At 36.8% G+C, this 12,353-nt stretch carries 11 protein-coding genes; 8 read left to right on the top strand and 3 right to left on the bottom strand.

The genetic code is table 11. From position 1 onward, the window contains the following. Window position 1: 1 nt before the first annotated feature. Entirely contained in the window at window positions 2-1,057 is a 1,056-nt protein-coding gene (locus ACK2WI_RS01425) for an alpha/beta fold hydrolase (RefSeq protein WP_409149475.1), read from the bottom strand. Window positions 1,058-1,216: 159 nt separating this feature from the next. Between ACK2WI_RS01425 and ACK2WI_RS01420 the strand changes: the two genes are divergently transcribed. Further along, window positions 1,217-2,281, top strand: coding sequence for a class I fructose-bisphosphate aldolase (locus tag ACK2WI_RS01420; protein WP_409149473.1), 1,065 nt, complete (start codon window positions 1,217-1,219; stop codon window positions 2,279-2,281). Between the two features lie 39 nt (window positions 2,282-2,320). On the opposite strand, the gene ACK2WI_RS01415 is transcribed toward ACK2WI_RS01420, so the two are convergent. Next, the gene (locus tag ACK2WI_RS01415; protein WP_409149471.1) at window positions 2,321-3,223 is read right to left on the bottom strand and encodes a hypothetical protein; all 903 of its coding nucleotides are present in this window, start codon (window positions 3,221-3,223) and stop codon (window positions 2,321-2,323) included. A 367-nt stretch (window positions 3,224-3,590) separates the two neighbouring features. Between ACK2WI_RS01415 and ACK2WI_RS01410 the strand changes: the two genes are divergently transcribed. From ACK2WI_RS01410 to ACK2WI_RS01380, 7 genes are all read left to right on the top strand, one after another. Then, window positions 3,591-3,758, top strand: coding sequence for a hypothetical protein (locus ACK2WI_RS01410; protein WP_157739508.1), 168 nt, complete (start codon window positions 3,591-3,593; stop codon window positions 3,756-3,758). 105 nt (window positions 3,759-3,863) lie between these two features. Further along, window positions 3,864-4,490, top strand: coding sequence for an outer membrane beta-barrel protein (locus ACK2WI_RS01405; RefSeq protein ID WP_409149469.1), 627 nt, complete (start codon window positions 3,864-3,866; stop codon window positions 4,488-4,490). Window positions 4,491-4,743: 253 nt separating this feature from the next. Beyond that, complete coding sequence (locus tag ACK2WI_RS01400) at window positions 4,744-6,051, top strand: glycoside hydrolase family 76 protein (RefSeq protein WP_409149467.1); 1,308 nt, start codon at window positions 4,744-4,746, stop codon at window positions 6,049-6,051. Window positions 6,052-6,152: 101 nt separating this feature from the next. Then, complete coding sequence (gene msrA / locus ACK2WI_RS01395) at window positions 6,153-6,791, top strand: peptide-methionine (S)-S-oxide reductase MsrA (protein ID WP_093097309.1); 639 nt, start codon at window positions 6,153-6,155, stop codon at window positions 6,789-6,791. A 267-nt stretch (window positions 6,792-7,058) separates the two neighbouring features. After that, complete coding sequence (locus ACK2WI_RS01390; protein ID WP_409149465.1) at window positions 7,059-7,796, top strand: sterol desaturase family protein; 738 nt, start codon at window positions 7,059-7,061, stop codon at window positions 7,794-7,796. Further along, on the top strand, window positions 7,796-9,682 hold the full coding sequence (locus tag ACK2WI_RS01385) for a beta-ketoacyl-ACP synthase III (RefSeq protein ID WP_409149463.1): 1,887 nt from the start codon (window positions 7,796-7,798) through the stop codon (window positions 9,680-9,682). Before ACK2WI_RS01390 ends, ACK2WI_RS01385 begins: the two co-directional genes overlap by 1 nt. Window positions 9,683-9,691: 9 nt before the next feature. Continuing rightward, complete coding sequence (locus ACK2WI_RS01380; protein ID WP_093097305.1) at window positions 9,692-10,588, top strand: DUF6999 family protein; 897 nt, start codon at window positions 9,692-9,694, stop codon at window positions 10,586-10,588. A 72-nt stretch (window positions 10,589-10,660) separates the two neighbouring features. On the opposite strand, the gene ACK2WI_RS01375 is transcribed toward ACK2WI_RS01380, so the two are convergent. Continuing rightward, window positions 10,661-12,292 carry an ABC-F family ATP-binding cassette domain-containing protein gene (locus tag ACK2WI_RS01375; RefSeq protein ID WP_093097303.1) on the bottom strand — a complete coding sequence of 544 codons (1,632 nt, stop codon included), beginning with the start codon at window positions 12,290-12,292 and terminating at the stop codon, window positions 10,661-10,663. Between the last annotated feature and the right edge of the window lie 61 nt (window positions 12,293-12,353).

Genomic DNA, 12,353 nt, shown 5'->3' with positions numbered 1-12,353 from the left:
GTTAAATCCCTTGCATAGATCTGATAATTTTGATAAACTCTGCAGGATGCTCATCATGGAAACCATGCCCTGAATTGACGGTGATCAACTTGCAATCGGGAATTAAATTTTCAGCTTTATGGGCGTCTTCATCAGACATTGCAGCCATGAGAATACTATTTTCATCGTACTGAGGCCATTTGGAGTTTTTCGCAAAAATCAATGTTGTAGGACAGTAAATCTTTTTTAAAATTTCAGCTTGATCAAAATTCTCAAACCAAGAACAGTCATAAAAAGAATCAGCAAATCTTTTATCATACCGGTTATCGGATGCTGACTCCCAAATTTTATTGATTGCCAAAGGAAGATATCCAATCCTGAAAATTCTATTTGGATGCTTTTTTCGAAACCTGTTTGCTTTAGCAATAATGATTTTCCAAATGCCCTTGAATTTATTTTTCCAGTAGCTTCTTGGGAGATAAAAGATTAAGAAATCTTTCACTTCGGACTGCTGAAGAAATTCATGAGCAATCCGAAAGTTATCTTGCCAAGCGATGGTTTTCTGGCAACGGTCTTTCTCTGTTGAAAATAATGGGGGGTCTTCGAGAACAGTGCTTTGTACCCGGATATGATTTGCCGATATCCATGCTGATAATAATCCTCCAGAAGAATGGCCGGATAAATAAACTGGTTCTTTAATTACATGATCTATGAACCATATAAAATCTGTACCCATTTTTTCGGCGCTATAGCTTTTTGCTGCGTGCGAAGATTTGCCGTGACCATGGCAATCTACTGCGAATACATGGAAATCTTGAGATAATTCTGGAAGTACTTTTGCATAATTTTTCCAATCTACCCCTTGGCCATGGATCAACAGTAAAGCAGGTCCATTATCCGGACCTTCACCATAATTTAAAACTATTCCATTTTCCAACGAAACCTGTTTTTCTTCGAATCCATATTCAGAAATTTTTAGGCGCTCTCTTTCTTCAGAGTGCAAATTATGCTCCTCATAAATGAAATAAAGGATTGTCAAAAGCGCCAAGATGCTAATAATGATTATTAGTAGGTTCATCACTTCAGGTTTTCAGATAAATTGGAAAAAGTTACCTCCAAATTTAAATAAATATTTTTACCGATTGTTGATAATTTTTTCATTATTACGAGAAACAATTCCATTCATAACATGTTCATTTATTATAATAGCTTAAATAAAATATTAAAACGTAATAATATGAATATCAGCAATTTGATCGAACAGCTCGGCGGTGAAGATTTGTTAAATTATGAGAGTAAGGCAGTACAGAAAGATCTGCTTCATTTGCCTTCTCCAACCTTTATTGATGATGTATATGGACCGACTGACAGAAGTCCTCAGGTTTTACGAAGTTTGGGTAATTTATTTGGGCACGGAAGGTTGGCTGGAACGGGATATCTCTCCATTCTTCCAGTTGACCAAGGAATAGAACATAGTGCCGGAGCTTCATTTGCTGCAAATCCTATTTATTTTGATCCTGAGAATATTGTGAAGTTGGCTATCGAAGGTGGGTGTAATGCTGTCGCTTCTACCTTTGGTGTTTTAGGGGCTGTGTCAAGGAAATATGCCCATAAAATTCCTTTTGTGGTAAAAATCAATCACAATGAGTTACTGAGTTATCCCAATAAAAGTGATCAGATCCTATATGGGACAGTTCGGGAAGCATGGAATATGGGAGCTGCTGCGGTAGGTGCCACCATCTATTTTGGCTCTGAAGAGTCGGGAAGACAGATTGTTGAAGTCAGCAAAGCCTTTCAAGAAGCCCATAGTCTTGGGATGGCAACCATACTTTGGTGCTATCTACGAAATGATGCATTTAAAAAAGATGGTGTAGATTATCATCTAGCTGCTGATTTGACGGGTCAAGCCAATCATTTAGAAGTGACTATAGAAGCTGATATTATTAAGCAAAAGCTACCAGAAGTAAATGGAGGTTATAAAGCCTTGAATTTAGGGAATAGCAGCTATGGAAAGCTTGATGAAAGGATGTACAGTGAGTTGAGCTCTAACCATCCTATTGATCTCTGCCGCTATCAAGTGTTAAATTGTTTTGCAGGTAGGTCGGGATTGATTAATTCTGGAGGAGCGTCTGGTAAGAATGACCTTAGGGATGCCTTGCAAACTGCAGTAATCAATAAAAGAGCAGGCGGGACGGGCTTAATTAGTGGAAGAAAAGCCTTTCAAAAACCAATGAAAGAAGGGGTAGAGCTGCTTCATGGAATTCAAGATGTCTATTTAATGAAAGAAGTGACTATAGCATAGATTACACCTGAATAAAGGGGCAAAGTATTATTTGCCCCTTTATTCTTCATTTTTATTGCCTTCAGGATCTTCACCCATAGCATATTTTCGGATGATATGCTCACTAGCAAGTTTGAGTCCTCTTTCGCTATGTTCGGGATGTAAACCGGCGTCTGTGAAAAATTCGACTTCATTATTGACTTTTGAATACCAAATTCTATTGACGTCCTTAAGGCCTAAGGTATCATATCTAGTGATTTTCCTGAAGTTTTTTAACTTATCTTCATCCAATGCAATAACTTGTTGTTTCCACATATTATTGTCCTGACAGTCTACAACAATATACCTGTCCTTGAACCAGCACATGCATTCCTTTCTATCCTTCAAAGTAATATAGCCTAAGCTTGCTGCAATTAATCCACCTGAGCTGACCCACAACAATGCCTTTTTGCTGAATTTTGAAGGAATAGATTTAACATTTGAAGTTGAGGCTTCATCCTCCGGCGTTTTCTTAATAGGAACTGGAACCTTCTGTCCATCAATTTGCGAAGGACGATTTAAAGGTGTTCTAGTCACTTCTGATTGTAGATTTTTATCCTGCTCCATCCAATCATCAATTTTAAAGGGTCTAGGTTGAAAATCAATCAAAACCGCTAAAAGTTTGACTATGGTTTCATCAGGCTTACTGGTTTTTCTGTCAATAAAGTATCGAATTGGTTTTAATTTGTCGATGTCTATGCCAGCAATTGCCCTTTCTAAATCTCCAAGATCATCATTCAAAATAAAAAAATCTCTAAATGTTTTCTTGTCATCAGGATTCATTCCTGTATTCACTAAAAATAAGGCATAGTCTCTTAGATTAGCAGAGGTTGGATTTGCTAATCGAGCATGTAGTTCATTGTTTTTGTGTTTTTCCCAATAGCTGGCAAGAACACGTTCTTTAAATTTATTGAATGCTGACATTCCTTGAATTTAATGTTTTTCTCTCCCCAAGATTTACGAATTCGTAATTCTAATTAATAATACATTTCAAACATAAAAACTGTTTCACAGCTGATTTCACTGGAAATACCGGAATTTACATGGAAATACCGGAAATATCGGAAATGGTTGATTATGAGCGGTTTTTAGTGCGTTAGTTTTGCTTTTGAAATCAGCGGTTAATAGTGTGTTTGTGCTTTCAAGGAAAGATACAAAAGAGATTTCAATATTGGGGAATTCATGAACCTCAATTCCAAAAAATTCAGAAGGCCTTCTGGAAAATTTTCTAGCAATCCCACACAAGGTGTGTGCGGACCTAGCAGGCTTTTACATTCTAATTTTTTGAGAAATGTGGTACTTAATCTTATACCATTTAATGAACACTGGCAATCCAACTATGCCAATTGAACCGATCAACAATGATCCAGTAATCATGCAGTCCAATACAAATTCTGGCGATGATGATCCAGCTTATGGTGATTTGGGACAGGTGCGACCTCCGCGCCCTAAGAAATAAATTAGTAGGTTTGGTTGCCCCCATGGGCAACCAAATTTTAATTTAGAGATTTATGTAGCCATTTTTTATAATGCAACGTCTTATCAGAAAGAATTAACTAATTATATGAAAACCTCTTATTTACTATTTATAGCGTCGCTATTTATCCAAGTATTTCTAAGTTTCCATTTAGGCTTTAGTCAAGTTGAAAAGCCTTCTCCGGAAATAGGTCTGTCTTGGACAGCAATTTCAACCCGCAATATTGGTCCATTTGAAAATCTACAAGGAGCAGGGAGTTTTTCGAGTAAAAAGTATTTTGGAATGGATGTTTCTTTCCTATATCCTATTAACAATCGTTTTTCATTTGAAACAGGATTAGGTTTTTCAAAACAGGAGGTTGCTTATCAAGGCGCAATAGTTGATCCCATGATAGAACGTTTTAAAGATACTTTAAGCCTAAAAATCTTTGAAATCCCTATTCTTGCCAACATGAATTTAGGGAAGAATTTTTATGCAAATTTGGGACCTATATTGCATTTTGATGTATCTGGACAGTACCAAAATTTAGATAGGCAGAATGGGGTTGGAGCACAATTAGGAATTGGTGCTAAATATAATTTTTCAAGAGTCTGGACTCTTTATTTAGAACCTGCTTTCAAATCTTATAATTTAATACCTTTCGAATCAGATAACCATGTTGATCGTATTAGCCAGTTTGCGGTTAAGGTAGGAGTGAGATATGGGATAAGGTAATTAGATTTGGTTAATTTTTATGTATCTTGAATCTTAATATTCTGAATGTTCAGATTGTAGAGCTACTATGAATAAACCTAAATTTTCCTTTTCCAAAATGTCAAAAAGAAATCACCTTACCACCACTTCGATTTTAATCGTTTTATTATTAATTTCTAACCCTTTTTTCCACTCTTTAGCTCAAAGTTCCTTAAAAAAGCACGAGACCCAAAATCCTTTTTTGGACTTGCCTAATGAAAACCTAAAAAGGTCAATGGCCTTAGTTGATAAAACCATTTTAGCTTATTTCAACCCAAATACTTTTGAAATGAGCCGATATTACAATCCTTTTACTCAAGTGAAGTCTGAAGAAACAGCTAGTGTATGGATGTATACAGCGGGAATAGAAGCAGTAAATGCTATACTTTCTGCATTAAAGTCAAATAAAGAAAATGCTGACCAGAACCTTTATAAATTGAATTATCCTAAATATGAAAAGCTATTGGCTAAATTATATGAAAACCTTGATTATTATTTAGGAACTTTTGAATTGGTTTCATTTACTCAAACGATAACTTGGTCAGTATATGCGGTTGACCGGGTAAAAGAAAAAGGAAAAGCCAATGTAACTGGGGTTTTGAATGTTTATGATGACCAAATGTGGTTGTTGAGGGAGCTTATACACTCTTATAAACTTACAGGGAACAAGGAATATCTGAAAAAGGCAGAATATCTTACAGCTTATGTTTTGGATGGATGGGATCCAAGTATAGATGAAAATGGAAAAGAAATTGGCGGAATTCCTTGGGGACCTGGTTATACAACCAAGCATGCCTGTAGTAATTCTCCATTGATTAGTTCATTGGTTTGGCTCCATGATATTTATAAAAACAACAATGAGCAGATTGAACATCGCTATATAGATCCAAAAGACGGGAAAACCAGGATGTCAAAAATGGAACCTAAGCAGGAATATTATTTAAGTTTTGCAAAAGCTATTTACAAATGGCAAAAGGATAAGTTATTAACCCATAATGGAGTTTATGCTGATATGATGGGGGGATGCGATCCTGATTGTAGGATTAGATACGAAGAAATTGATGGGAAAAACTATCGCGCAAATACCAAACTGACTAAGGCAGTCGGAGAGGCTTACTCCTATAATTCAGGTACGATGCTGTCTGCTGCGGTTGATTTATACCTTGCTACGGAGGATCTCCAGTTTGATAATGATGCCAAGGAATTGGCAAAGAATAGTTTTTCTCACTTTTCTGTAAAAGGAAAGGAGATTCCCGAATATTATTCCTTTGGCACAGAAGGTTTCAAGAATTGGTTCAATGGAATATTGCTTAGGGGATTTAAGGATTTGGCTATGATTAATAGCAATTATGGACAATATATTCATCCGTTTCAAAAGAACCTTGATTATGGATATAAGCACGCCAACAAAGATGGATTCTTGGCAACCAATCTTCTAAAAGGTTGGGAGGGAAGTAAGGAGCCTAAAGGTTTAGAAGGAATGTTCATGTTTACTTATGCGGCAGAATATGCTTTATTGGCTGAATATTATTATGGATTATAAGAGTTTTACATTCTATTTATTTATCAACTAAATCTCACATTTAATCCCTCAAACACATTATTTCTTCAAAATCCTTAACTTTATATACAAATCTTAAAGCCATGAAAAAATTAGCAGTTATTGCTTCCACAGTCCTAGTCACTGTAATCATCATGACCATGGGCTTTTCGGAGGGAAATCAAAAAGAAGAAAAATCAGAAACAAATAGCACAATGAGTTTAACAGGAAAAGAAAAAGAGATATATTTTGCCGGTGGATGTTTTTGGGGAACCGAACATTTTTTCAAATTGGTAAGAGGTGTAGTAGGAACTGAAGTTGGTTATGCCAATGGAAATAAAACAAATCCTACTTATGAGGAAGTTTGCACAGGCAGTACAGGAGCAACGGAAACTGTAAAAGTCATATACGATCCTGAAGTTATCGATCTTGGACTATTGATAGACCTTTATCTAGAAAGTGTCGACCCGACCACTTTAAACAGACAAGGAAACGACAGAGGGACCCAGTATCGTACCGGGATCTATTATACCGATAAGAACGATGAGCCTTTGATCAAAGATAAATTGCATGCTTTATCTTTATCCATTCAAAGCCCAGTTGTGGTAGAAAACGAACCATTGAGAAATTTCTATGATGCTGAAACCTATCACCAAGATTATTTAGATAAGAATCCAGGAGGATATTGCCATATCGGTCCTGAACTTTTTGAAATCGCTAAAAAAGCAAATCCTAAAAAGTAATAGGTAACACATTAGAATAAAGGGAAGTAAGATTTATTTTTTACTTCCCTTTTTTATTGATTAAACCAAAATATAGCTGTTTTCAGTGGTTATTTCATCAATATTTTTCGCTAATTTGAAGTTTTAGAATTGTAATGAGGGTTAACATATTTATTAAGGAACGTTCCAAGTATTTATTTTTCCTTTCCATTACTTATTGAATAATAAAACATCGTTAATAAGAGTTAATAAATTAATTGAATTTCAATAGCTGAAGCCTGATTATTAATGAACGAACTGCTGGAAAACACATTTAATTTCGTGCTCTCGAAATGGTACTACACAAGTGCTTTTTTCTTTGTGTTTTTTAGTATCCTCTACTTTCTTGGGACCTTTATTACAGAAACTATTGTACAGTACAAGACCAAAAACGCAAGTTTAAGGCAGATTGTATTTGCCCAAAAACCTGGACAGCGGTCAAAGGAAATTAAAAATTCATTAGTATCCATTTTTGTTTTTTCCCTTCAAGCTATCTTTTTTCAATACCTGTTTTCCATAGGCGTCTTTAAGGTCCGTTTTGACAACAACTGGAACTGCCTATGGGAAATTCCATTATTGTTCCTCTGGAATGAGACGCATTTTTATGCAGTCCATTGGTTATTGCATAGACCTTGGTTCTTTAGAAATGTCCACAAAGTCCATCATTGGTCGAAGGAACCAACGGCATACTCCATATTTAGTTTTCATTGGATCGAATCATTTCTGCTAGGCACCGTGATTTTCTTTCCATTATTCTTCCATGATTTTCAGGTCTATTCCATTTTGAGTTTACCAGTGATGAGTTTGGTAATCAATTTGCTTGGACATTGTAACCATGAGATCCCAAGTGATAAGCCAAGTACATCCTTTTCAAAATATACGTTTAGACATAGCATGCATCATAAGTGGGGCAGAGGCAATTTTGGCTTTATGCTCGGCATTTTTGATAAGATATTTAATACCCAAGTTTCAGATAATAAACACTAATGAAAAAAGAAAATAGACCAGTTTATATAAATGCCATTGGGATGCATCTTCCCAATTCTCCAGTTTCTAATGAGGAAATGGAAGAATATTTAGGATTGATAGGAGGTAAGCCTTCAAGAGCTAAGGAAAGGATGCTGAAGCAAAATGGCATTAAAACAAGATTTTATGCACTTGATAAAAGCCAGCAATCCACCGATTCAGTGGCGGGCATGGCGGACAAGGCAATTAAGGATTGTCTAGATAAGGCAAATGTTAATAAAGATGAAATTGAGTTGCTGACTGCTGGTACTACACAAGGTGATGTGCCTATTCCTGGCTTTGCTAGTATGGTCCACGCAGAAGCAAAGCTACCTGTATGTAATATTGTTTCGCATCAGAGTGTTTGCTCATCAGGAATTATGGCCTTAAAAAGCGCTTACCTGCATATATTGACTGGTGAAAATGATAATGCTATATCTTGTGCTGCGGATATGCCTAGCCGCATGTTTAAGGCTTCACGATTTGAAAAACAGCCAGAAATACAAGAGAAAGGCTTGCCATTGGATACCGATTTTTTAAGATGGATGTTATCTGATGGAGCAGGAGCCATGTTTCTTTCCGATAAACCTAATCCTAAAGGATTGAGCCTTGAAATTGAATGGATAGATGTAAAATCCTATGCCAATAGTTTTGAAGTCTGCATGTATACTGGAGCAAATAAAAAGAAAGATGGAACTATTGATCAATATTGGTTAGATTATCCAAGTTTTTCTGATGCCGATGCTGATGCCGCTATTAATCTGAAGCAAGATATCAAACTGGTAAACAATACAGTAAGCTTAGGGGTCCAACATCTTTTTCAATTGATTGAAGAAGGCAAGGTAGATCCAAAAAGAATAGATTGGTTGGTCTGCCATTACTCCTCAGAATATTTCAAACAACCCATTGTAGACCTTTTGAAAAAAGGAGGATTGACCATTGAGGAAGACAAATGGTTCACCAATTTACACGATAAGGGAAATACTGGAGCAGCTTCAATTTACATAATGTTGGAGGAGTTGCTTTATAGCGGGAAATTAAAACCCAATCAGGAAATCCTTTGCATGGTTCCGGAGAGCGGACGTTTTATCACCACTTTTATGAAACTTAAAGTAGTAGGTAATGTGCAGACTGAAAAGAAACCATTGATTTCTAAAGAGGATGAAATCTTAGCTCCAGAGATACACATAGATAATAAGCCTATCCAAGAAAAGCTAGTTCGTGATCTGACGCAGATTTGGGTGGATTTTGAATTATCCTTGCGGAATACAGCAATTATTGAGCGTATTTACAATGGGACGATCAGTTTAGAGGATTATAAACTCCTTTTGTTGAACTTAAGGCAACAGGTCATTGATGGTTCCCAATGGATTGCTCGTGCAGCATCCAACGTAAGCATGGATTATTTTGATATCCGATCATCCTTTATTTCCCATTCTCGCGATGAACATAAGGATTACCAGATCCTAGAGAAAAACTTTATTAATTGTGGCGGAAGTAAAGAAGCACTATACCAGGGAGAAAAAAATATTGGTTCGGAGGCTTTGAGTGCCTACATGTTCCATAAGGCAAGCCAACCAAATCCATTTGATCTATTAGGTGGAATGTTTATTATTGAAGGCCTAGGTAATCGATTGGCGGGCAAATGGGGTCGTGCTATCCAGCATCAATTGGATCTTAAGGACGACCAGGTTTCATTCTTTATCTATCATGAAACTTCTGACTCCAACGATAACCATTTTGAACGCTTTGAAAAGGCACTAAATTCAGAATTGTTAACTGAAGAAATGGCAAAAAGAGTAGCCAAGACCGCAAAGGTGGTGGCTAAATTATATCAAATGCAATTGGCAGAAATCGGAAATTATTAATCAGCTCCTATGTTACATACCAGCGAATATTTCGAACATAAAAAGAACAATCCAAGAGACCCAAGTCATTGGCATGCCTTGTTCTTAGACAATAGTGTTCCCTTTAATAAGGATGCAAAGGCCGCTTTTTTATTTGATTCCAATAGAAAGAGCAAACAGTTTATGCTGCCTTTTTTGAGGGTATTTGGAAGATTGACCATTATCATCTTGCAGATTTTTAAGGCAATTGCTCCAAATCTCATCAATGCACCAAAGACCTTACACCGTTTTCTTTATTGGGGAATGAAATATTGGGTTTCTCCGGAAGCCAACTTTTTGATCTTAAGGCATTTTTACCTAGGATCTGAGGTCTTAAGATTTATCAAGGATAATGTAAAAGGAGCGGAGGATATTCCGATGAATCCATTAAAGCCCTTGTCTTTGGAGGTGGTCAAGGATAACCTGTTCTTGGAGCATGATCTTAACCTCTACAATTTCATTATCAACTTAAATACGGCAATTCAGGAGAAGGGACTGAAAATTGAACCTGTTTCCAATCCAGATTTCACTGCTGTTTCTGCAGGTCCAATCCCCTTTGAGGAATTTCCAAATCGTTGGACCAATATGATGGATCTATCTTCTGCGATTGAAGTATTTACTCCAGTTTATCAATTCTTTTTAACGGATAATGACTTTTGGAGGGCATCAAACTCGTTACAGCTGGACGAGGTAATTGGCGTATATGCAGCGACAATAATGAGTTGTCCGGAAAAATTGATCGCATTAAATAACAAACACCCTATGATTCCATTGCCAACCTATGGAGCTGGATTTAGGTTGACACTTCATGGTTTATCCACGGAAGTATTACATCATTTGATCTCACAACAGAAATTACATTCCGAAGAAACTCCAGTAGTGGTTTAATATGAGGAATCTATTAAAAAACAAAGGGTTAGCATATTGTATGTTAACCCTTTGTTTTTATGTCGATTAGTTCTATTTCTCTATTTCTTTCAAACTATTCATTTTCTTGTATTCCAAGAATCCTTTAATGTCTTCAAAATGCTCACGAACGCGTTTATTTCCGAATTCGAAAACCTTAGTAGCCAATCCATCAAGGAAATCACGATCGTGGGATACCAAAATCAGTGTGCCATCAAAATCTTGAAGGGCATCTTTGATAATATCCTTGGTTTTCATGTCCAAGTGGTTGGTAGGCTCATCCAGGATCAATACATTCACTGGTTCCAGCAGTAACTTAATCATGGCTAGCCTTGTTTTTTCACCACCTGAAAGAACCTTTACCTTTTTGGTTGTATCATCCCCACTGAACATAAATGCTCCCAAAAGATCTTTGATCTTTACACGGACATCCCCAACAGCAATCTGGTCTATTGTTTCAAAAACCGTAAGTTCTTCATCTAATAAAGCAGCTTGGTTTTGCGCAAAATATCCGATTTTCGCATTGTGCCCAACTTTTAGCGTTCCTTCAATATCAATTTCCCCCATGATAGCTTTGATCATGGTCGATTTGCCCTCCCCGTTTTTACCTACAAAGGCTACTTTCTGTCCACGTTCAATGACCATATTCGCATTTTGGAATACCAAATGGTCACCATAAGACTTGGTTAAATCTTCTACAATGACAGGATAAGTTCCGGATCTTGGTGAAGGTGGGAATTTCAGGCGCAATGCTGAATTGTCGACTTCATCGATTTCAATGATCTCCAATTTCTCAAGCATCTTAACCCTTGACTGAACTTGCAAAGTTTTTGAATAGGTGCCTTTGAAACGGTCGATGAATTCTTGGTTATCTGCAATAAAACGCTGTTGTTCTTCATAAGCCTTTAATTGGTGCAATCTGCGTTCCTTACGAAGTTCCAAGTAATGGCTGTATTTAGCTTTGTAATCATAGATCTTACCCATAGTCACCTCAATAGTCCTGTTGGTAATATTATCTACGAAAGCACGGTCATGGGAGATCACGATTACGGCCTTGGCCTGATTGATCAAGAAGTCCTCTAACCATTCGATACTTTCGATATCCATATGGTTGGTAGGCTCATCCAATAAAATCAAGTCAGGTTTCTTTAAAAGGATTTTTGCTAATTCGATTCGCATACGCCATCCTCCAGAAAATTCAGAGGTTTGACGGTTAAAATCTGAACGCTCGAATCCCAATCCTTTCAATACCTTCTCCACTTCAGCATCGTAATTAGTCTCTTCGATGGAATAGAATTTTTCACTCAGCTCTGAAACACGTTCGATTAACTTCATGTAATCATCCGTTTCATAATCGGTGCGAATGTTCAATTGTTCATTCAGTTCCTCAAGTTCATCGCGCATCTGATAGACTTCTTCAAATGCTTTTGAAGTTTCTTCAAACACGGTCATATTATCCTTTGTCAACAAATGCTGCGGTAAATAGGCAATTACTGCATCTTTAGGTCCAGATACATTGCCAGTTGTAGGTTTTCCGACCCCAGCAATAATCTTTAATAAAGTGGATTTACCTGCACCATTCTTACCCATTAAGGCGATTTTGTCATTCTCGTTGATAGAGAATGTCACATCGGAAAAAAGAGTTGTTCCTCCAAAGGAAACAGAGATGTTATTTACATTGATCACGATTCGCTCGATTTTATTTTGAGCTGCAAAGATAGAGGAAAAATTTGTTCTTTCGACTGCC

The organism is Sphingobacterium sp. BS-2 (assembly GCF_046161205.1).
Lineage (GTDB): Bacteria > Bacteroidota > Bacteroidia > Sphingobacteriales > Sphingobacteriaceae > Sphingobacterium > Sphingobacterium mizutaii.
The sequence above is the reverse complement of the archived record's forward strand: the minus strand, read 5'-3'. Positions and strand labels throughout refer to the sequence as shown.

Coding starts and splice junctions, on each gene's coding strand:
- ACK2WI_RS01410 (WP_157739508.1), top strand. CDS start 3,591: ATGTGGTACTTAATCTTATACCATTTAATGAACACTGGCAATCCAACT.
- ACK2WI_RS01420 (WP_409149473.1), top strand. CDS start 1,217: ATGAATATCAGCAATTTGATCGAACAGCTCGGCGGTGAAGATTTGTTA.
- ACK2WI_RS01390 (WP_409149465.1), top strand. CDS start 7,059: ATGAACGAACTGCTGGAAAACACATTTAATTTCGTGCTCTCGAAATGG.
- ACK2WI_RS01400 (WP_409149467.1), top strand. CDS start 4,744: ATGGCCTTAGTTGATAAAACCATTTTAGCTTATTTCAACCCAAATACT.
- ACK2WI_RS01385 (WP_409149463.1), top strand. CDS start 7,796: ATGAAAAAAGAAAATAGACCAGTTTATATAAATGCCATTGGGATGCAT.
- ACK2WI_RS01425 (WP_409149475.1), bottom strand. CDS start 1,057: ATGAACCTACTAATAATCATTATTAGCATCTTGGCGCTTTTGACAATC.
- ACK2WI_RS01380 (WP_093097305.1), top strand. CDS start 9,692: ATGTTACATACCAGCGAATATTTCGAACATAAAAAGAACAATCCAAGA.
- msrA (WP_093097309.1), top strand. CDS start 6,153: ATGAAAAAATTAGCAGTTATTGCTTCCACAGTCCTAGTCACTGTAATC.
- ACK2WI_RS01415 (WP_409149471.1), bottom strand. CDS start 3,223: ATGTCAGCATTCAATAAATTTAAAGAACGTGTTCTTGCCAGCTATTGG.
- ACK2WI_RS01405 (WP_409149469.1), top strand. CDS start 3,864: ATGAAAACCTCTTATTTACTATTTATAGCGTCGCTATTTATCCAAGTA.